This window comes from Pseudomonas sp. IT-196MI5, assembly GCF_949767415.1.
Lineage (GTDB): Bacteria > Pseudomonadota > Gammaproteobacteria > Pseudomonadales > Pseudomonadaceae > Aquipseudomonas.
Genome location: NZ_CATKPZ010000066.1, coordinates 1 through 21447, shown reverse-complemented (window position 1 = coordinate 21447; position 21447 = coordinate 1). Strand labels below are relative to the sequence as shown.

The window sequence follows — 21447 nt, the reverse complement described above, 5'->3', positions numbered from 1 at the left end:
GCACCCCTTCCTTACTCAGCACTGCTGCTGAAATCGAGATCTTGGCCTGGCTGAAGGGAGATAACTGCCTTCTTCCAGTCATTACGCTTGCCCAGACCGCGAGCAGTGCGCTTGCTCTTACCCAGAACATTCAGGGTAGTAACACGCTCTACTTTCACGCTGAACAGGCTTTCGACGGCCTTCTTGATTTCCAGCTTGGTTGCATCAGTAGCAACCTTGAAAACGAACTGGCCTTTCTTGTCTGCCAGAACCGTAGCCTTCTCGGAAACGTGCGGGCCAAGCAGAACTTTAAATACGCGTTCCTGGTTCATCCCAGCAGCTCCTCGAATTTCTTCACGGCCGACACGGTGATCAACACCTTGTCGTATGCGATCAGACTAACTGGATCGGAACCTTGCACGTCACGTACATCAACGTGTGGCAGGTTACGAGCAGCCAGGTACAGGTTCTGATCAACAGCGTCCGACACGATCAGAACGTCGGTCAGGCTCATGTTGTTCAGCTTGCCCAGCAGGTCTTTGGTTTTCGGCGTTTCAACGGCGAAATCCTGAACCACGACCAGACGATCAGTACGCACCAGCTCAGCAAGGATGGAACGCATTGCTGCGCGATACATCTTCTTGTTCAGCTTCTGGGAGTGATCCTGAGGACGAGCTGCGAAAGTGGTACCGCCGCCACGCCAAATTGGGCTACGGATAGTACCGGCACGAGCACGGCCAGTACCTTTCTGACGCCATGGGCGCTTGCCGCCACCACGAACGTCGGAACGGGTCTTTTGCTGCTTGCTACCTTGACGGCCGCCGGCCATGTAGGCCACGACTGCTTGGTGAACCAGCGTCTCGTTGAACTCGCCGCCAAATGTCAGTTCGGAAACTTCGATCGCTTGAGCGTCATTTACATTTAATTGCATGTCAGCTTCCCCTTAACCGCGAGCCTTGGCTGCTGGACGTACAACCAAGTTGCCGCCAGTAGCGCCAGGAACAGCGCCCTTGACCAACAACAGATTGCGTTCAGCGTCCACGCGCACTACTTCGAGGGACTGCACGGTCACGCGCTCAGCGCCCATATGACCGGACATTTTTTTGCCCTTGAATACACGACCAGGAGTCTGGCACTGGCCGATAGAGCCTGGAACGCGGTGGGATACGGAGTTACCGTGGGTGTTATCTTGCCCGCGGAAATTCCAACGCTTGATCGTACCCTGGAAGCCTTTACCCTTGGACTGACCGGTTACATCAACCAGTTGACCAGCGGCGAAGATTTCAGCGTTGATCAGATCGCCGGCCTGGTACTCGCCTTCTTCAAGGCGGAATTCCATTACGGTACGACCAGCGGCAACGTTCGCTTTAGCGAAGTGGCCAGCCTGAGCTGCTGTTACACGCGAAGCACGACGCTCGCCGACAGTGACTTGCACTGCACGATAGCCATCGGTCTCTTCAGTTTTGAACTGGGTGACGCGATTCGGCTCGATCTCAATGACCGTGACCGGAATGGAGACACCTTCTTCGGTGAAAATACGGGTCATACCGCATTTACGACCGACTACACCAATAGTCATGTTGTAAACCTCATGAGTGTACGGGGCTTTCACCCGCTATGGCCGCCCATTTCAGAGCGTTACACGACTAAGACCGAGTCTTAGCCGAGGCTGATCTGTACTTCCACACCGGCCGCCAGATCAAGCTTCATAAGTGCATCAACGGTTTTATCCGTTGGCTGGACGATGTCCAGTACGCGCTTATGAGTACGGATCTCGTACTGGTCACGCGCGTCTTTGTTGACGTGCGGGGAGACCAGAACGGTGAACCGCTCTTTACGGGTAGGCAGTGGAATTGGACCACGCACTTGTGCACCAGTACGTTTCGCGGTTTCCACGATTTCCTGGGTGGATTGGTCGATCAGGCGATGGTCAAAAGCCTTCAACCTGATACGGATTTGCTGATTTTGCATTGGATTTCAGACTCCGGCTGCTATTCCCAGCGAGCGCAATACGCCCGTTAAAAGGAGGCGCAATTCTATAGACGCCCCAGATAGGTGTCAACCCAATAAAAAAGCCCCCGCTGAGCGGGGGCTTTTCAAAGCATCGAAGCTATCTCAAAAGAGATGCTTACTCGATGATTTTGGCTACGACGCCAGCGCCGACGGTACGACCGCCTTCACGGATAGCGAAACGCAGGCCGTCTTCCATTGCGATGGTCTTGATCAGGGTAACTTCCATCTGGATGTTATCACCTGGCATTACCATTTCAACGCCTTCTGGCAGCTGGCAGTTACCAGTCACGTCAGTAGTACGGAAGTAGAACTGTGGACGGTAGCCTTTGAAGAACGGAGTGTGACGACCGCCTTCTTCCTTGCTCAGAACGTAAACTTCTGCGGTGAACTTGGTGTGCGGCTTAACCGAACCTGGCTTAACCAGAACCTGGCCACGCTCAACGTCGTCACGCTTGGTACCACGCAGCAGAACGCCGCAGTTCTCGCCAGCACGACCTTCGTCGAGCAGCTTGCGGAACATTTCAACACCGGTGCAGGTGGTGGTGGTGGTGTCACGCAGACCAACGATTTCCAGTGCATCTTGAACGCGAACGATACCGCGCTCGATACGACCGGTCACAACAGTACCACGACCCGAGATCGAGAATACGTCTTCGATTGGCATCAGGAATGGCTTGTCGATAGCACGCTCTGGTTCTGGGATGTAGCTGTCCAGAGTCTCAACCAGCTTACGAACGGCAGTGGTGCCCATTTCGTTGTCGTCTTTGCCTTCCAGCGCCATACGAGCCGAACCGATGATGATTGGAGTGTCATCGCCCGGGAAGTCGTAGGTGGACAGCAGGTCGCGAACTTCCATCTCGACCAGTTCCAGCAGCTCAGCGTCGTCTACCAGGTCAGCCTTGTTCAGGAAAACCACGATGTACGGAACGCCTACCTGACGGGACAGCAGGATGTGCTCACGGGTTTGTGGCATCGGACCATCAGCGGCCGAGCAAACCAGGATCGCACCGTCCATCTGGGCAGCACCGGTGATCATGTTCTTCACATAGTCAGCGTGACCTGGGCAGTCAACGTGAGCGTAGTGACGGATCTTCGAGTTGTACTCGACGTGCGCGGTGTTGATGGTGATACCACGAGCTTTTTCTTCTGGAGCGCTGTCGATCTTATCGAAATCAACGATTGCAGAACCGAAAACTTCGGAGCAAACGCGAGTCAGAGCTGCGGTCAGAGTGGTTTTACCGTGGTCAACGTGACCGATGGTGCCAACGTTGACGTGCGGTAGGGAACGATCAAATTTTTCTTTAGCCACGACAATTAACTCCTTGCCTAAAGGACTGAATCAGCCTTGTTTTTTGGTTACAGTTTCGACGATGTGCGACGGAGCTGTATTGTATTTTTTGAATTCCATAGAGTAGCTTGCGCGACCCTGGGACATCGAACGAACGTCGGTCGCATAACCGAACATCTCGCCCAACGGAACTTCAGCACGGATCACCTTGCCGGAGACCGTGTCTTCCATACCCAGAATCATGCCGCGACGACGGTTAAGGTCGCCCATCACGTCACCCATATAGTCTTCAGGCGTAACAACCTCTACCGCCATGATCGGCTCGAGCAACTCACCACCACCCTTCTGGGCCAGTTGCTTGGTCGCCATGGAAGCAGCCACCTTAAACGCCATCTCGTTCGAGTCGACGTCGTGGTAAGAACCATCAAACACGGTAGCCTTCAGGCCGATCAGCGGATAGCCGGCAACAACGCCGTTCTTCATCTGCTCTTCGATACCCTTCTGGATAGCCGGGATGTATTCCTTAGGAACCACACCACCCACTACTTCGTTCACGAATTGCAGACCTTCCTGACCTTCGTCAGCAGGAGCAAAACGGATCCAGCAATGGCCGAACTGGCCACGACCACCGGACTGACGAACGAACTTGCCTTCGATTTCGCAATTCTTCGTGATGCGCTCACGATACGAAACCTGAGGCTTGCCGATGTTGGCTTCGACGTTGAACTCACGGCGCATCCGGTCAACCAGGATGTCCAGGTGCAACTCGCCCATGCCAGAGATGATCGTTTGACCAGTCTCTTCATCAGTCTTGACGCGGAAAGACGGGTCTTCCTGAGCAAGTTTGCCCAGAGCGATACCCATTTTTTCCTGGTCATCCTTGGTCTTAGGCTCAACGGCAACCGAAATAACCGGCTCCGGGAAGTCCATGCGAACCAGGATGATTGGCTTGTCAGCGTTGCACAAGGTTTCACCAGTGGTGACGTCCTTCATGCCGATCAAGGCCGCGATGTCACCAGCGCGTACTTCCTTGATCTCTTCACGGGCGTTTGCGTGCATCTGCACCATACGGCCCACGCGCTCTTTCTTGCCTTTGACCGAGTTGATCACGCCGTCGCCGGAGGCCAACACGCCCGAGTAAACACGGACGAAAGTCAAGGTACCCACGAATGGGTCGGTAGCGATCTTGAACGCCAGAGCCGAGAACGGCTCGTTGTCGTCTGCATGACGCTCCATTTGCTTTTCCTCGTCATCAGGGTCGGTACCCTTGATGGCAGGAATGTCGGTTGGAGCCGGCAGGTAGTCGATAACGGCGTCGAGAACCAGGGGAACACCCTTGTTCTTGAAAGAAGAACCGCAAACAGCCAGAACGATCTCGCCAGCGATAGTACGCTGACGCAGAGCACCCTTGATTTCCTCGATGGTGAGTTCTTCACCTTCAAGGTACTTGTTCATCAGCTCTTCGCTGGCTTCGGCCGCAGCCTCAACCATGTTGTTGCGCCACTCTTCAGCCAGTTCCTGCAGTTCAGCAGGGATGGCTTCACGACGAGGGGTCATGCCCTTGTCGGCATCGTTCCAGTAAACGGCTTCCATGGTCATCAGATCGATCTGACCCTGGAAGTTGTCTTCGGAACCGATGGCCAACTGGATAGGCACCGGAGTGTGACCCAGACGCTGCTTGATCTGAGCGATCACACGCAGGAAGTTCGCACCGGCACGGTCCATCTTGTTCACGTAAACGATACGTGGAACACCGTACTTGTTGGCTTGACGCCATACGGTTTCGGACTGAGGCTCAACGCCGGAAGTACCACAGAACACAACGACCGCACCGTCGAGTACGCGCAGGGAACGCTCAACTTCAATAGTGAAGTCTACGTGGCCCGGGGTATCGATGACGTTGAAACGGTACTGGTCCTTGTGCTGCTTCGCAGAACCCTGCCAGAAGGCGGTAATGGCAGCAGAAGTAATGGTAATACCACGCTCCTGCTCCTGCACCATCCAGTCTGTGGTCGCGGCGCCGTCATGCACCTCGCCCATTTTGTGACTTTTGCCAGTGTAAAAAAGGACGCGCTCAGTGGTGGTGGTTTTACCAGCATCCACGTGTGCAACGATACCAATGTTACGGTAGCGATTAATCGGTGTTGTACGAGCCATAAAGCCCTCGCAAAATGAGTGACGCTAAAATTAGAAGCGGTAGTGCGAGAAAGCCTTGTTGGCTTCAGCCATACGGTGAACGTCTTCACGCTTCTTAACTGCAGCACCTTTACCTTCGGCAGCGTCCATCAGTTCGCCAGCCAAACGCAGAGCCATAGACTTCTCGCCGCGCTTGCGGGCGTAGTCTACCAACCAGCGCATTGCCAGAGCGTTACGACGGGAAGGACGAACTTCGACCGGAACCTGGTAAGTAGCACCACCAACGCGGCGCGACTTCACTTCGACCAGCGGAGCGATGGCGTCGAGTGCTTTTTCGAAGAGTTCCAGGGGATCGGTGCCGGCCTTACGAGCCTTCACGGTATCCAGGGCACCATAAACGATACGCTCGGCAACGGCTTTCTTGCCGCTTTCCATTACGTGGTTCATGAATTTGGCGAGGATTTGGCTTCCGTATTTCGGATCGTCCAGAATCTCACGCTTGGCTGCTACGCGACGTCTTGGCATTGATAAGCCCTCAAACGGTCTTCAGGTTAGCCCGGGACAGCTCCTATGGATGCGTGCCCGACCTTACTCTTATCGACTCAATAAAATGAAAAACTGCAAAACGGCCGATTACTTCGGACGCTTGGTACCGTACTTCGAACGACCCTGGTTACGACCTTTAACACCGGAAGTATCCAACGAACCGCGAACGGTGTGGTAACGAACACCTGGCAAGTCTTTTACACGACCGCCGCGGATCAGTACCACGCTGTGCTCTTGCAGGTTGTGGCCTTCACCACCGATATACGAGGAAACCTCGAAACCGTTGGTCAGACGCACACGGCATACTTTACGCAGTGCCGAGTTAGGTTTTTTCGGCGTGGTGGTGTACACACGGGTGCACACGCCACGGCGTTGCGGGCAGTTCTGCAGCGCAGGCACGTCGGATTTCTCGACGATACGCTTACGCGGCTGACGTACCAGCTGGTTGATAGTTGCCATCTACTAGCTCCACTGTTGTCTTGCGACGCTATTGTCTTGCAAGAAAAGCAAAATGGCAGGAACGAGTTCCCGCCAAATTTAGGGGTACAAGAGTCTAAAGAGGATCTTGTCCCCAGTCAAGGCAAGGCCCCGCCCTCCCCGCTCATCCAACCTCGACAAAATGTCTCGATTCGATGAACGGAGCGACCAGGGCCTCACACTCATTTACCGCAGAACTCAGTTACCGCTCGAGTTCAGCGCTTCGGTCAGTGCAGCTTCCACTTCACTGGCGCTTACGCGCAACGGCTTGTCTGCATCACGGCGGCGCTTACGCTCGCTGTGATAAGCCAGACCGGTACCAGCCGGGATCAGACGACCCACGACCACGTTCTCTTTCAGGCCGCGCAGGTAATCGCGCTTGCCGGTTACCGCCGCTTCGGTCAGTACGCGAGTGGTTTCCTGGAAGGAAGCCGCCGAGATGAACGATTCAGTGGACAACGACGCCTTGGTGATACCCAGCAGAACGCGAGTGAACTTGGAGACAAACTTGTCTTCGCCGCTCAAACGCTCGTTCTCTACCAGTACGTGAGTCAATTCCATCTGGTCGCCCTTGATGAAACTGGAATCGCCGGATTCAGCGATCTCAACTTTACGCAGCATCTGACGCAGGATGGTCTCGATGTGCTTGTCGTTGATCTTCACGCCTTGCAGACGGTAAACGTCCTGGATCTCGTTAACGATGTACTTGGCCAGCGCACTCACACCCAGCAGACGCAGGATGTCGTGTGGATCGCTCGGACCGTCGGAGATAACTTCGCCGCGGTTTACCTGTTCGCCTTCGAACACGTTCAGGTGACGCCACTTCGGAATCAGCTCTTCATACGGATCGGTACCGTCGTTCGGGGTGATAACCAGACGGCGCTTGCCCTTGGTTTCTTTACCGAACGCGATGGTGCCGCTGACTTCAGCCAGAATCGACGCTTCTTTCGGACGACGGGCTTCGAACAAGTCGGCAACACGCGGCAGACCACCGGTGATGTCGCGAGTTTTCGAAGTCTCTTGCGGGATACGAGCGATAACATCACCGATCGCGATCTTCGCACCATCCGCTACACCGACCAGGGCGTTGGCTGGCAGGAAGTACTGAGCGATAACGTCAGTGCCTGGCAGCAACAGATCCTTGCCGTTGTCATCGACCATCTTCACGGCAGGACGGATGTCCTTACCGGCAGCTGGACGATCTTTGGCGTCGAGTACTTCAATGTTGGTCATACCGGTCAATTCGTCAGTCTGACGCTTGATCGTGATGCCTTCTTCCATGCCCACGTAGGTCACGGTACCTTTCATTTCGGTAACGATTGGGTGAGTGTGCGGATCCCACTTGGCCACGATGGCGCCAGCTTCGACCTTGTCACCTTCTTTAACCGAAATCACGGCACCGTACGGCAGCTTGTAACGCTCGCGCTCACGACCGAAGTCGTCAGCGATGGCCAGCTCACCGGAACGGGAAACAGCAACCAGGCAACCATCCACTCGCTCAACGTGCTTCAGGTTATGCAGGCGGACGGTACCGCCATTCTTCACCTGAACGCTGTCGGCTGCGGAGGTCCGGCTTGCCGCACCACCGATGTGGAACGTACGCATCGTCAGCTGGGTACCCGGCTCACCGATGGACTGGGCAGCGATAACGCCGACCGCTTCACCGATGTTCACCTGGTGACCACGAGCCAAGTCACGGCCGTAGCACTTGGCGCAAATACCGAAGCGGGTTTCGCAGCTGATCGGCGAACGCACGATCACTTCGTCGATGCTGTTGAGCTCGATGAACTCGACCCACTTCTCGTCTACCAGGGTGCCAGCAGGAACGATGACGTCCTCGGTACCCGGCTTGAATACGTCACGGGCGATAACACGACCCAATACGCGCTCACCCAACGGCTCTACAACGTCACCGCCTTCGATGTGCGGAGTCATCAGCAGACCGTGCTCGGTCCCGCAGTCAACTTCGGTCACAACCAGATCCTGCGCAACGTCTACCAGACGACGCGTCAAGTAACCGGAGTTAGCGGTTTTCAACGCAGTATCCGCAAGACCCTTACGAGCACCGTGAGTGGAGATGAAGTACTGAAGTACGCTCAAACCTTCACGGAAGTTCGCAGTAATCGGCGTTTCGATGATGGAACCGTCCGGCTTGGCCATCAGACCACGCATACCGGCCAGCTGACGGATCTGTGCTGCGGAACCCCGCGCACCCGAGTCAGCCATCATGTACATCGAGTTGAAAGACTCTTGGTCGACTTCGTTGCCGTGACGGTCGATAACCTTTTCTTTCGAGAGGTTCGACATCATTGCCTTGGAGACTTCGTCGTTCGCTTTCGACCAAAGGTCGATTACTTTGTTGTACTTCTCGCCCTGAGTTACCAGGCCCGAGGCGTACTGACTTTCGATCTCTTTCACTTCATCGGTTGCAGCCGCGATGATGCGGGCTTTCTCATCCGGGATAACGAAGTCGTTAACACCGATGGAAACGCCGGAAATGGTCGAGTAAGCAAAACCGGTGTACATCAACTGGTCAGCGAAAATAACGGTCTCTTTCAAACCAACCACGCGATAGCACTGGTTGATCAGCTTGGAGATCGCCTTTTTCTTCATCGGCAGGTTGACGACGTCGTACGACAGACCTTTTGGCACAACCTGGAACAACAGCGCACGGCCGACAGTGGTGTCGACGATACGGGTGTTGCTCACGCTACCGCCATCACGGTCGTTGACGGTTTCGTTGATCCGCACTTTGACCTTGGCGTGCAGTGCGGCTTCGCCGGCACGGAACACACGGTCAACTTCCTGCAGATCCGCGAACACACGACCTTCGCCCTTGGCGTTGATCGCTTCACGAGTCATGTAGTACAGACCCAATACAACGTCCTGCGACGGAACGATGATTGGCTCACCGTTGGCTGGCGACAGAATGTTGTTGGTCGACATCATCAACGCACGCGCTTCGAGCTGGGCTTCCAGCGTCAGCGGTACGTGCACGGCCATTTGGTCGCCGTCGAAGTCGGCGTTGTACGCAGCACAGACCAGAGGGTGCAGCTGGATAGCCTTACCTTCGATCAGTACCGGTTCAAACGCCTGGATACCCAGACGGTGAAGGGTCGGTGCACGGTTGAGAAGTACCGGGTGTTCGCGAATCACTTCAGCGAGAACGTCCCAAACCTCTGGCAGCTCGCGCTCGACCATCTTCTTGGCAGCCTTGATGGTGGTAGCGAGACCACGCATCTCAAGCTTGCCGAAAATGAACGGCTTGAACAGCTCGAGAGCCATTTTCTTCGGCAGACCGCACTGGTGCAGACGCAGGGTCGGACCTACGGTAATTACCGAACGGCCGGAGTAGTCAACACGCTTACCGAGCAAGTTCTGACGGAAACGACCCTGCTTACCCTTGATCATGTCAGCCAGGGATTTCAGAGGACGCTTGTTGGAACCGGTGATAGCGCGGCCACGACGACCGTTGTCGAGCAATGCGTCGACGGCTTCCTGCAACATACGCTTTTCGTTGCGCACGATGATGTCCGGAGCGGACAGATCGAGCAGGCGCTTCAAGCGGTTGTTACGGTTGATCACTCGACGATACAGATCGTTGAGGTCGGAAGTCGCGAAGCGACCGCCATCCAGCGGGACCAGTGGACGCAGATCTGGCGGCAGAACCGGCAGAACGGTCAGCACCATCCACTCTGGCAGGTTGCCGGAACCCTGGAAGGCTTCCATCAACTTCAGACGCTTGGACAGCTTCTTGATCTTGGTTTCGGAGTTGGTTTGCGGAATCTCTTCGCGCAGACGACCAATCTCGTGCTCCAGGTCGATAGCGTGCAGCAGTTCGCGGACAGCTTCGGCACCCATACGGGCATCGAAATCGTCGCCGAACTCTTCCAGCGCTTCGAAGTACTGCTCATCGTTGAGCAGCTGACCTTTTTCAAGGGTGGTCATGCCTGGATCGATAACGACGTAGCTCTCGAAGTAGAGAACGCGTTCGATATCACGCAGGGTCATGTCCATCAGCAAGCCGATACGGGACGGCAGCGATTTCAGGAACCAGATGTGGGCAACTGGCGAGGCCAGTTCGATGTGCGCCATGCGCTCACGACGAACTTTTGCCAGCGCGACTTCAACGCCGCACTTCTCGCAGATCACGCCACGGTGCTTCAAGCGCTTGTACTTACCGCACAGGCACTCGTAATCCTTTACCGGGCCAAAGATCTTGGCGCAGAACAGGCCGTCACGCTCAGGTTTGAACGTACGGTAGTTGATGGTTTCCGGCTTTTTAACTTCACCGAACGACCACGAACGGATCATCTCAGGCGATGCCAATCCGATACGGATGGCGTCGAACTCTTCGACTTGACCCTGGTTTTTCAGCAAATTCAGTAGGTCTTTCAAGGCCTTTCCTCCTGGCGGAGCAGAGAGCGGGCAAAACAGCCCCACTCTCGATTCGCGTCACGTGTTATTCGGTTTCCAGATCGATATCGATGCCGAGGGAACGAATTTCCTTGATCAACACGTTGAAGGACTCGGGCATGCCCGGCTCCATACGGTGATCGCCATCCACGATGTTTTTGTACATCTTGGTACGGCCGTTCACATCGTCCGACTTCACTGTGAGCATTTCTTGCAGAGTGTAAGCGGCACCGTATGCTTCCAGTGCCCAGACCTCCATCTCCCCGAAACGCTGACCACCGAACTGCGCCTTACCACCCAGCGGCTGCTGGGTAACCAGGCTGTACGAACCGGTAGAACGAGCGTGCATCTTGTCGTCTACCAAGTGGTTCAGCTTCAGCATGTACATGTAGCCAACGGTAACCGGGCGCTCGAACTTGTTGCCGGTACGGCCGTCGGTCAGCTGCATCTGCCCGCTTTCTGGCAGGTCTGCCAGTTTCAGCATGGCCTTGATTTCGCTTTCCTTGGCGCCGTCGAACACTGGAGTGGCCATTGGAACGCCGCCACGCAGGTTTTGAGCCAGATCCAGGATTTCCTGGTCCGAGAAGTCATCGAGGCTTTCCTGACGACCGCCGATCTCGTTATAGATCTCGTGCAGGAACTTGCGCAGCTCGGCGACTTTACGTTGCTCTTCAATCATGCGGTTGATCTTCTCGCCCAGACCTTTGGCCGCGAGGCCCAAGTGGGTTTCAAGGATCTGACCGACGTTCATACGCGAAGGTACGCCCAACGGGTTGAGGACGACGTCTACCGGGGTGCCATTGGCATCGTGCGGCATGTCTTCAACCGGCATGATCACGGAGACCACACCCTTGTTACCGTGACGACCGGCCATCTTGTCGCCCGGCTGGATGCGACGACGGATTGCCAGGTAGACCTTGACGATTTTCAGCACGCCTGGAGCCAGGTCATCGCCCTGCTGCAGTTTGCGCTTCTTGTCTTCGAACTTGTCGTCCAGCAGACGGCGACGATCAACGATGTAGGCCTGGGCCTTCTCGAGCTGCTCGTTCAGAGCATCTTCAGCCATGCGCAGCTTGAACCACTGGCCGTGCTCAAGACCGTCGAGGACTTCGTCGGTGATGTCCTGGCCTTTCTTCAGACCGGCGCCGCCTTCGGCCTTGTGGCCGACCAGAGCGGAACGCAGACGTTCGAAAGTAGCACCTTCAACGATACGGAACTCTTCGTTCAGGTCCTTGCGGATCTCGTCCAGCTGGGACTTCTCGATCGACAGGGCACGAGCGTCACGCTCAACGCCGTCGCGGGTGAAGACCTGTACGTCGATGACAGTACCCTTGGTACCGGTAGGTACACGCAGGGAGGTGTCTTTAACGTCGCTGGCTTTTTCACCGAAGATCGCACGCAGCAGTTTTTCTTCCGGAGTCAGCTGGGTCTCGCCTTTCGGAGTGACCTTACCGACCAGGATGTCGCCTGCGCCAACTTCAGCACCTACGTAAACGATACCGGCTTCGTCCAGTTTGTTCAGAGCCGCTTCACCCACGTTCGGGATGTCGGCAGTGATTTCCTCTGGGCCAAGCTTGGTGTCACGGGCCACACAGGTCAGTTCCTGAATGTGGATCGTGGTGAAGCGGTCTTCCTGAACAACACGCTCGGACAGGCAGATGGAGTCTTCGAAGTTGAAGCCGTTCCATGCCATGAACGCGATGCGCATGTTCTGACCCAGTGCCAGTTCACCCATGTCGGTGGACGGGCCGTCGGCCATGATGTCGCTACGCTGAACCCGATCACCCTTACGCACCAGCGGACGCTGGTTGATGCAGGTGTTCTGGTTGGAGCGGGTGTACTTGGTCAGGTTGTAGATGTCGACACCGGCTTCACCGGTTTCAACTTCGTCATCGGCAACACGAACCACGATACGGCTGGCGTCGACGGAGTCGATCACGCCGCCACGACGAGCCACGACGCAAACGCCGGAGTCACGGGCTACGTTACGCTCCATGCCGGTACCTACCAGCGGCTTGTCAGCACGCAGGGTTGGTACAGCTTGACGCTGCATGTTCGAACCCATCAACGCGCGGTTGGCGTCGTCGTGCTCGAGGAACGGAATCAGCGACGCAGCAACCGAAACTACCTGCTTCGGCGATACGTCCATCAAGGTGACGTCTTCCGGCGCCTTGACGGTGAATTCGTTCAAGTGACGAACAGCTACCAGCTCGTCGATCAGGACTTTCTTGTCGTTCATCGTGGCCGAGGCCTGAGCGATCACGTGATCGGCTTCTTCGATGGCGGACAGGAACACGATCTCGTCGGTGACCAGAGCGTCTTTCACCACGCGGTACGGGCTTTCCAGGAAGCCGTACTGGTTAGTGCGCGCATAGGCAGCCAAGGAGTTGATCAGACCGATGTTCGGACCTTCCGGCGTTTCGATCGGGCAAACACGACCGTAGTGCGTCGGGTGAACGTCTCGAACTTCAAAGCCGGCGCGCTCACGAGTCAGACCGCCAGGGCCGAGTGCAGAAACACGACGCTTGTGGGTGATCTCGGACAGCGGGTTGTTCTGGTCCATGAACTGGGACAGCTGGCTGGAACCGAAGAACTCTTTCACCGCCGCAGCCACTGGCTTGGCGTTGATCAGGTCTTGCGGCATCAGGCCTTCGCTTTCAGCCATCGACAGACGCTCTTTGACCGCACGCTCAACACGTACCAGGCCAACGCGGAACTGGTTCTCGGCCATTTCGCCTACGCAGCGAACACGACGGTTACCCAGGTGGTCGATGTCATCGACGATGCCTTTACCGTTACGGATGTCGACCAGGGTCTTCAGTACCGCGACGATGTCTTCCTTGCACAGCACGCCCGAACCTTCGATCTCGGTACGACCGATACGACGGTTGAACTTCATCCGGCCGACCGCAGACAGGTCATAGCGCTCAGGACTGAAGAACAGGTTGTTGAACAGGGTCTCGGCAGCGTCTTTGGTTGGCGGCTCGCCAGGACGCATCATGCGATAGATCTCGACCAGCGCTTCCAATTGGTTGCTGGTGGAGTCGATCTTCAGGGTGTCGGAGACGAACGGACCGCAGTCGATATCGTTGGTGTACAGAGTTTCGATGCGAACAACCTGAGCCTTGGCGATTTTGGCAAGGATCTCGGTGTTCAGCTCGGTGTTGCACTCTGCCAGGATTTCGCCGGTTGCCGGATGCACGATGACCTTGGCGGTTGTGCGACCCAGGACGTAGTCCAGAGGCACATCCAGCTCTTTGATCCCGGCTTTTTCCAGCTGGTTGATGTGGCGAGCAGTGATACGACGACCCTGCTCGACAATAACCTTGCCTTTGTCATCCAGAATATCGAGGACAGCGATTTCACCGCGCAGGCGCTGAGGCACCAGTTCCAGGCTCAGGGTCTCGCCCTTCACGTGGAATACGTTGGTGGTGTAGAACGCGTCCAGCACTTCTTCAGTGGTATAGCCCAGCGCGCGCAGCAGTACCGAGGCAGGCAGCTTGCGACGACGGTCGATACGCACGAACACGCAGTCTTTCGGGTCGAACTCGAAGTCCAGCCACGAACCGCGGTAAGGAATGATGCGCGCGGAGTACAGCAGTTTACCGGAGCTGTGCGTCTTGCCACGGTCGTGGTCGAAGAACACGCCCGGGGAACGGTGCAGCTGAGAAACGATTACACGCTCGGTACCGTTGATTACGAAGGTACCGTTTTCAGTCATCAGGGGGATTTCACCCATGTAGACTTCTTGCTCTTTGATGTCCTTGATCGCTTTGTTCGACGATTCTTTGTCGAAAATGATCAGGCGCACTTTTACCCGCAAAGGTACGGCGTAAGTTACACCGCGCAATACGCATTCTTTGACATCAAATGCCGGTTCGCCCAGGCGATAACCGACGTACTCCAGCGCAGCATTGCCGGAGTAGCTGATGATCGGGAAAACGGATTTGAAGGCCGCATGCAGGCCCACGTCGCGGAACTGATCTTTAGTCGCTCCCGCTTGCAAGAATTCACGATACGAATCCAGCTGGATGGCCAGGAGGTACGGCACATCCATGACGTCCGGCAACTTGCTAAAGTCCTTGCGGATACGTTTTTTCTCAGTATATGAGTAAGCCATCAGCGTTCCCCAGCTTGGTCACCTGCTTGTTTGGCCCCTCCCGACGGGAGCAGCCAGAAAATCGTGCAAACCCCATGGTTTGCGCCACCGCATCGGGTGGTTACAGCACGTTATCGGCACCGACCGAGTCGGCTGCCAGTAACGGAAAAAGGCCGGTGGCAAGAGCCACCAGCCATCAGCCTGTCGCTTAACGCTCGGGCTGGAGGAGCAAAGTCGATGCTTACTTCAGCTCGACTTTAGCGCCTGCTTCTTCCAGAGTTGCTTTGGCTTTGTCGCCTGCATCTTTGGTCACTGCTTCCAGAACCATGGCAGGAGCGCCGTCAACTACAGCCTTGGCTTCTTTCAGGCCCAGACCGGTCAGTTCACGTACTGCCTTGATCACGTTAACTTTCTTCTCGCCAGCTTCCAGCAGCATGACGTTGAATTCAGTTTGCTCTTCAACAACAGCGGCAGCAGCGGCAGGACCTGCCGATGCAGCAGCAGCGGTAACACCGAATTTTTCTTCGAAAGCTTTGATCAGCTCAACAACTTCCATTACGGACATGTTGCCAACTGCTTCAAGGATATCGTTCTGAGAGATAGACATGAATCTAATTCCTGATATTGGGGACGGCCTACGCGACCATCGAAAAAAACAAAAAACGCGAGAAGTTGACGAGCCTTAGGCTGCAGCAGCTTCTTTCTGGTCGCGAATTGCCGCCAGAGTACGAGCCAATTTGCTGGTAGCGCCTTGAATCACGCTCATCAGCTGAGAAATTGCTTCGTCACGGGTCGGCAGAGTTGCCAGTACGTCGATTTGGTTAGCTGCGAGGAACTTGCCCTCGAACGCAGCTGCCTTGATCTCGAACTTGTCCTGACCCTTTGCGAATTCCTTGAAGATCCGGGCAGCAGCGCCTGGATGTTCCTTGGAGAACGCAATCAGGGTAGGGCCAGTGAACACGTCGTTGAGGACACTGAATTCAGTGTCGGCAACAGCGCGCTTGAGCAGGGTGTTACGTACAACACGTACGTAAACGCCAGCTTCACGAGCCTCTTTACGGAGTCCGGTCATCGCGCCTACTGTTACGCCACGGGCATCAGCCACGACAGCGGACAGAGCGACTTTGGCAGCCTCGTTGACTTCAGCGACGATGGCCTTCTTGTCTTCGAGTTTAATTGCCACGGGTTTAACTCCTGCTTGTTACCGTTTCATCTGGTCGAAACCGGATGTCGTTTTGGTGTCTGATTCGGTAAGGAACCGGGAGCACCATCTGCGTAGGCTTGTGGTTTAAGACTTGCGTCGCCTACGGTCTTGGATAGCCCCCGCCAGGCAGGGACCCCAATTTTTCAATTGGCGCAATTACTTGCGCCAATCTGTGTCTTACGCGTCGAGCGAGCTTTGGTCGATGACCAGACCTGGGCCCATAGTGGTGCTCAGGGTAACGCGCTTGACGTAAATGCCTTTCGAGGAAGCTGGCTTGATACGCTTCAGATCAGCGATCAGGGCTTCAACGTTTTCCTTCAGCTTGACGGCGTCGAAGCCGATCTTGCCAACGGAAGTGTGGATGATGCCGTTTTTGTCGGTGCGATAACGAACCTGACCAGCCTTGGCGTTTTTAACCGCGGTAGCTACGTCTGGAGTTACGGTGCCGACTTTAGGGTTAGGCATCAGGCCACGTGGACCGAGGATCTGACCCAACTGACCCACAACGCGCATGGCATCCGGGGATGCGATCACTACGTCATAGTTCAGGTCGCCGCCTTTCATTTCGGCAGCCAGGTCGTCCATGCCTACGCGGTCAGCGCCGGCAGCCAGAGCGGCTTCAGCAGCTGGACCCTGGGTGAACACAGCAACGCGAACGGTCTTGCCAGTGCCGTGTGGCAGCACAGTAGCGCTACGAACGACCTGGTCGGATTTACGCGGGTCAACACCCAGGTTCACAGCTACGTCAAACGACTCGCTGAACTTGACAGTCGACAGCTCGGCCAGCAGGGCAGCAGCGTCTACAAAGTTGTAGGCCTTGCCTGCTTCGATTTTGCCGGCGATAGCCTTTTGACGCTTGGTCAGCTTAGCCATTACACACCCTCCACGTTAAGGCCCATGCTACGAGCAGAACCGGCGATAGTACGCACGGCTGCTTCCATATCAGCTGCAGTCAGATCCGCGTTTTTGGTTTTCGCGATTTCTTCCAGCTGAGCACGAGTCACGGTGCCAACCTTAACGGTGTTCGGACGAGCGGAACCGCTGGTCAGACCGGCCGCCTTCTTCAGCAGAACCGAAGCAGGGGTGGATTTGGTTTCGAAAGTGAAGCTACGGTCGCTGTAGACAGTGATGATCACTGGAGTCGGCAGACCTGGCTCAAGACCCTGAGTACGGGCGTTGAAAGCCTTGCAGAATTCCATGATGTTCACGCCGTGCTGACCCAGAGCAGGACCAACAGGTGGGCTTGGGTTAGCCTGAGCGGCTTTCACTTGCAGCTTGATGTAAGCGGTAATCTTCTTGGCCATGAGGCACTCCAATTACGGGTTCGAACGCCTCGAAAGGCTCCCCGGTTACTTGCGCGTTTATCCCAGTGACGACAAAACCCCACAGCCTAGGGCTGCGGGGTTGGGATTTTTGTTCAACTAGACCTTTTCGACCTGGCTGAACTCGAGCTCCACCGGAGTAGAGCGACCGAAAATGAGCACTGCGACCTGGATCCGGCTCTTTTCGTAGTTAACTTCTTCAACAACACCGGTAAAGTCCGCAAACGGGCCGTCGTTGACACGCACCGACTCACCCGGCTCGAACAACGTCTTCGGCTTCGGCTTGTCGCTGCCATCGGCAACGCGGCGCAGAATCGCTTCTGCTTCTTTATCGGTGATTGGCGCAGGCTTATCGGCAGTACCGCCAATGAAACCCATCACCCGAGGAGTATCCTTGACCAAGTGCCAAGTACCCTCATTCATATCCATCTGCACCAGCACATAGCCAGGGAAGAATTTGCGTTCGCTTTTGCGCTTCTGGCCATTGCGCATTTCAACCACTTCTTCAGTGGGAACCAGAATCTCGCCGAAGCCATCTTCCATACCGGCCAGCTTTACGCGCTCGATCAGCGAGCGCATTACATGCTTCTCGTAACCGGAGTAAGCATGCACAACATACCAACGCTTAGCCACGGGACACCCTTAGCCGACGATCAAGGAAACAAGCCAGCCGAGCAGGGAATCAAGCCCCCACAACAGCAACGCCATAACCAGGACAACAGCCACAACGATCAACGTGGTCTGCGTGGTTTCTTGGCGAGTTGGCCAAACGACTTTACGAATCTCGGTGCGCGCTTCCTTAACCAGTACAAAGAAAGACTTGCCCTTGACTGTCTGCAGGCCTACAAAGGCAGCTACAGCAGCAATAGCAAGCAATGCGAGTACACGGTACAGGATCGGCGAAGCAGAAAAGTACTGATTGCCAACAACGCCAACAACCACCAGAGCGACTACTACAAGCCACTTGAGGAGGTCGAAACGAGAGCCTTGAGCTTCAGCTTTAGGAGTCATCTATGAAGATCCTGTGAAAAGAAAGCCAGACACACCGAGTGAATCTGGCAGGTCAGGAGGGAATCGAACCCCCAACCTACGGTTTTGGAGACCGTCGCTCTGCCAATTGAGCTACTGACCTAAAACAAAATCAGGCCGACCATTATGCCGACCCGAAAAAGACTTTACAACACTTACCAGGCAATCCTGGTTGCAACACCGACATCCATGACACCGGCAACCTTCAGAAACACAATCAGGCGCAACCACTACCACCTAAAACAAAGGCAGATATTTTCATATCTGCCTTGTTATATGGAGCTCTTGAGCGGATTTGAACCGCTGACCTCACCCTTACCAAGGGTGTGCTCTACCAACTGAGCTACAAGAGCGTAACACTGTGCAAAACCTGTAAACGTGGAGCGGGTAGCGGGAATCGAACCCGCATCATCAGCTTGGAAGGCTGAGGTTCTACCACTAAACTATACCCGCGAGGCTTACAGCTCTCGCTAAAAATGGTGGAGGGGGAAGGATTCGAACCTTCGAAGTCGTAGACGTCAGATTTACAGTCTGATCCCTTTGGCCGCTCGGGAACCCCTCCTAAGCGAGCCGGCATTCTACATCATGCCAGCCTTCTGTCAAGCATTTTCTCAATAAAATCTTGAGGTTAGCTGCGTTGACCTCGCTTCACATCGCTTACCGTTTCCGGTGTTCGCTGTGGAGCGGGCGCCATTCTATGCAAACTATTCAGTGGGCGCAACCCCTTCGCACGGCATTATTTTATGTTTTAACTCATTGAATTCTTTAGAAAGGTTTTGCAACTGCAAATCGTCCAGCCAACGCCGGCTTTCCGGTGCGATACGCACCCAATACCCCGCACCCTCAGTCGCAGCTTTCGGCAGGGACTGATACTTGACTTCCATCCCGCTCAAGCGCCGCTCAACCGCCTGCGCGGCCTCCTGGCGCGTATAGCCGCCCAGATAAAGGCAGCCATTGTCTGTCGAGACAGCCTCAGCCTTGTCTTTGGAGACGCCACTTGCTTCGCTTAGCAAGCGGATATCTTGTTGAGAGCCGCGATACAGACTCAAAGGCGTGACATCCTTCGCGCGCAGAGGAGCCTCTTGTTGATGCCAGATGTAGTAGAAGCCATTGAGGACAAGCAGCAGCAGAAACAACCAACGCATAAAAACCTCAGGACAAGGGACAGGCCATGGCCAATCCGACAAACACCAAGTCCGGAACAACCCTGGCCTGAGGCACGACCTCAGCAACCAGGCTCGCATCTCCCCCGGTGAGAAACACGGCAAAGTCCTCACCCCAGTAGGTGCGCGCCAACTCGAGCTGAGTCAATACGAAGCCGCGCAACATCAACAAACAGCCACGCTCTACAGCCTCAACAGTCGCGCGACCTGGAACAAGATTCTCCAGAGCCCGCTCAGCCGCCAGGTCCCCATAACGAATTTTGCGAGTGTGGGTGCGCAACTGGTTGCGCATCAACGGCATCCCCGGACAGATGAAACCACCCAGGTGCTCTCCATCCGCAGCGATAAAGTCAGCGGTCACGGCTGTACCGAAGTCGAGCACCAGGCACGCACCTGAAGCCAGATGGAAGCCTCCAAGCATTGCCAGCCACCGATCCAGACCCAGCCGCTCAAACTCCTCATACCCATTGCGCACGCCAGACATTTCGCGCGCAGGCGACGCGCACACAACCGGCACATCGAAGGCATCCCTCAGCAAAGACGTCAGCGCAGCGGTCTCCTCCGCGGTCCTGACGCTCACCAGCCGGCAAAACGTAAGGGCAAGCCCCTTGAGCCCCCTCAATCCCTCAAGCAATGCGAGATTGGAATCGACGACCCCCTCACCAAGCACCTGCCCGGCATTATCGGCAAGCACGCGCCACTTGATGAAACTATTCCCACAATCGAGCTCAAGAATCATCACGCAACCTCAGGCTCAATTCACCACCACTGAAGACTTTCTCCACACCATCCACCTTCAGGCGCAAGGCGCCCTGGCCATCAATACCAAGCACCTCACCATCAACTTTATTAACACCGGCAATCAACGACACGTTTCGCCCTTGCCACAGGTGATTCTGCTCCCACTCTGACTGGATGGCCAAAAACCCACCCGCCTGGTGACGAGCCAGGTATCGCTGCAGCATCTCCCCCAGCATCGCGACCAATTGGTTGCGATCAAACAATTTACCTGACTCGAGCCGCATGGATGTCCATTGCTGGTCCACCTCGTCAGCGGACTGCATGTTGACATTGATTCCCACCCCCAGAACCACGTGGCACACATCAGCAGGATCACCAACCAACTCGAGCAGTATTCCCGCGATTTTTTTCTGACCTACAAGAACATCGTTAGGCCATTTCAATCCAGCGGATGCAATACCGAGCTCACGCAACGTCTGCAAGACAGCGAGTCCAACGACAAGACTCAAGCCCTCCAGCTGACGCATCCCACCATCAATACGTAGCACCAGGCTGTAATAGACGTTTTCTGCGAATGGACTGACCCACTTGCGACCACGTCGCCCGCGTCCGGCTGTCTGCCGCTCCGAAAGCACCACAAAGGGCGCTGCCTGCCCACGCTCAATAGCGCGCAGCGCTTCGGCATTAGTGGAGTCGATTGAGTCGTAAACCTGGACGGACCAGGCGCAAGAGTGCGCCTGAGCGCTTATCTCGGCAGGATCGAGCAGCGCCAATGGCGCGGACAATTGATAGCCGCGCCCACGAACCTTATGAATAGACAAACCCAGCTCAGCTTCCAAATGCTGAAGCTGCTTCCACACAGCACTACGGCTGATGCCCAGGGCAGCACCCAAAGCTTGTCCTGAATGGAATCGGCCATCTTTAAGAAGCTTTAACAACGTCAGCATGCAGGTCTCGCCTCACAATGAGGCCCGCATGATAGCCACGCACCGAGCGATTGCATAGAAATCCAGCAGCCGTGGCTTTTCCGCGAC

The 21447-nt window shown here is 55.6% G+C and carries 19 protein-coding genes and 4 tRNA genes; all 23 read right to left on the bottom strand.

Annotation, left to right across the window (positions count from 1 at the left end):
• Window positions 1-11: 11 nt before the first annotated feature.
• The 23 genes from rplW to birA all read right to left on the bottom strand — a co-directional run bounded on the left by rplW (window position 12) and on the right by birA (window position 21360).
• Window positions 12-311: a 50S ribosomal protein L23 gene (rplW, locus tag ACM6IK_RS24425; protein ID WP_002555488.1), complete on the bottom strand. Its 300-nt coding sequence runs from the start codon at window positions 309-311 to the stop codon at window positions 12-14.
• Window positions 308-910: a 50S ribosomal protein L4 gene (rplD, locus tag ACM6IK_RS24420; protein ID WP_003228735.1), complete on the bottom strand. Its 603-nt coding sequence runs from the start codon at window positions 908-910 to the stop codon at window positions 308-310. Before rplD ends, rplW begins: the two co-directional genes overlap by 4 nt.
• Before the next feature lie 12 nt (window positions 911-922).
• On the bottom strand, window positions 923-1558 hold the full coding sequence (gene rplC, locus ACM6IK_RS24415; protein WP_003186059.1) for a 50S ribosomal protein L3: 636 nt from the start codon (window positions 1556-1558) through the stop codon (window positions 923-925).
• A gap of 80 nt (window positions 1559-1638) precedes the next feature.
• The gene (gene rpsJ / locus ACM6IK_RS24410; RefSeq protein ID WP_003186070.1) at window positions 1639-1950 is read right to left on the bottom strand and encodes a 30S ribosomal protein S10; all 312 of its coding nucleotides are present in this window, start codon (window positions 1948-1950) and stop codon (window positions 1639-1641) included.
• Between the two features lie 157 nt (window positions 1951-2107).
• Window positions 2108-3301, bottom strand: coding sequence for an elongation factor Tu (gene tuf / locus ACM6IK_RS24405; RefSeq protein WP_008053875.1), 1194 nt, complete (start codon window positions 3299-3301; stop codon window positions 2108-2110).
• Between the two features lie 30 nt (window positions 3302-3331).
• A complete protein-coding gene (gene fusA, locus ACM6IK_RS24400) occupies window positions 3332-5437 on the bottom strand; it encodes an elongation factor G (protein ID WP_007994652.1) in 2106 nt (701 codons plus the stop codon).
• Between the two features lie 30 nt (window positions 5438-5467).
• Window positions 5468-5941 carry a 30S ribosomal protein S7 gene (gene rpsG, locus ACM6IK_RS24395; protein WP_133752890.1) on the bottom strand — a complete coding sequence of 158 codons (474 nt, stop codon included), beginning with the start codon at window positions 5939-5941 and terminating at the stop codon, window positions 5468-5470.
• Window positions 5942-6049: 108 nt separating this feature from the next.
• Window positions 6050-6421, bottom strand: a complete 372-nt coding sequence (gene rpsL, locus ACM6IK_RS24390; RefSeq protein ID WP_003186084.1) for a 30S ribosomal protein S12 — start codon at window positions 6419-6421, stop codon at window positions 6050-6052.
• Window positions 6422-6637: 216 nt separating this feature from the next.
• Complete coding sequence (gene rpoC / locus ACM6IK_RS24385; RefSeq protein ID WP_108218342.1) at window positions 6638-10837, bottom strand: DNA-directed RNA polymerase subunit beta'; 4200 nt, start codon at window positions 10835-10837, stop codon at window positions 6638-6640.
• 64 nt (window positions 10838-10901) lie between these two features.
• A complete protein-coding gene (rpoB, locus tag ACM6IK_RS24380) occupies window positions 10902-14975 on the bottom strand; it encodes a DNA-directed RNA polymerase subunit beta (protein WP_108218341.1) in 4074 nt (1357 codons plus the stop codon).
• Window positions 14976-15195: 220 nt separating this feature from the next.
• Window positions 15196-15561: a 50S ribosomal protein L7/L12 gene (gene rplL, locus ACM6IK_RS24375; protein WP_108218340.1), complete on the bottom strand. Its 366-nt coding sequence runs from the start codon at window positions 15559-15561 to the stop codon at window positions 15196-15198.
• A gap of 75 nt (window positions 15562-15636) precedes the next feature.
• Window positions 15637-16137: a 50S ribosomal protein L10 gene (rplJ, locus tag ACM6IK_RS24370; RefSeq protein WP_007970413.1), complete on the bottom strand. Its 501-nt coding sequence runs from the start codon at window positions 16135-16137 to the stop codon at window positions 15637-15639.
• Between the two features lie 198 nt (window positions 16138-16335).
• Window positions 16336-17031, bottom strand: coding sequence for a 50S ribosomal protein L1 (gene rplA, locus ACM6IK_RS24365; protein ID WP_003186095.1), 696 nt, complete (start codon window positions 17029-17031; stop codon window positions 16336-16338).
• Window positions 17031-17462 carry a 50S ribosomal protein L11 gene (gene rplK / locus ACM6IK_RS24360; protein WP_007933726.1) on the bottom strand — a complete coding sequence of 144 codons (432 nt, stop codon included), beginning with the start codon at window positions 17460-17462 and terminating at the stop codon, window positions 17031-17033. The genes rplA and rplK overlap by 1 nt, the downstream gene beginning before the upstream one ends.
• A gap of 117 nt (window positions 17463-17579) precedes the next feature.
• The gene (gene nusG, locus ACM6IK_RS24355) at window positions 17580-18113 is read right to left on the bottom strand and encodes a transcription termination/antitermination protein NusG (protein ID WP_007984405.1); all 534 of its coding nucleotides are present in this window, start codon (window positions 18111-18113) and stop codon (window positions 17580-17582) included.
• A 9-nt stretch (window positions 18114-18122) separates the two neighbouring features.
• Window positions 18123-18491, bottom strand: a complete 369-nt coding sequence (secE, locus tag ACM6IK_RS24350) for a preprotein translocase subunit SecE (RefSeq protein ID WP_007984402.1) — start codon at window positions 18489-18491, stop codon at window positions 18123-18125.
• Between the two features lie 45 nt (window positions 18492-18536).
• A tRNA-Trp gene (locus ACM6IK_RS24345) sits at window positions 18537-18612 on the bottom strand.
• Between the two features lie 174 nt (window positions 18613-18786).
• A tRNA-Thr gene (locus tag ACM6IK_RS24340) sits at window positions 18787-18862 on the bottom strand.
• Between the two features lie 26 nt (window positions 18863-18888).
• Window positions 18889-18962: transfer RNA gene (locus ACM6IK_RS24335), tRNA-Gly, on the bottom strand.
• Window positions 18963-18986: 24 nt separating this feature from the next.
• A tRNA-Tyr gene (locus ACM6IK_RS24330) sits at window positions 18987-19071 on the bottom strand.
• 142 nt (window positions 19072-19213) lie between these two features.
• Window positions 19214-19654 (bottom strand): hypothetical protein, encoded by a 441-nt coding sequence (locus ACM6IK_RS24325; RefSeq protein WP_414876363.1) that lies wholly within the window; start codon window positions 19652-19654, stop codon window positions 19214-19216.
• Window positions 19655-19661: 7 nt separating this feature from the next.
• Window positions 19662-20411: a pantothenate kinase gene (locus tag ACM6IK_RS24320; RefSeq protein ID WP_414876362.1), complete on the bottom strand. Its 750-nt coding sequence runs from the start codon at window positions 20409-20411 to the stop codon at window positions 19662-19664.
• Window positions 20401-21360 (bottom strand): bifunctional biotin--[acetyl-CoA-carboxylase] ligase/biotin operon repressor BirA, encoded by a 960-nt coding sequence (birA, locus tag ACM6IK_RS24315; protein ID WP_414876361.1) that lies wholly within the window; start codon window positions 21358-21360, stop codon window positions 20401-20403. The genes ACM6IK_RS24320 and birA overlap by 11 nt, the downstream gene beginning before the upstream one ends.
• Window positions 21361-21447 lie beyond the last annotated feature (87 nt).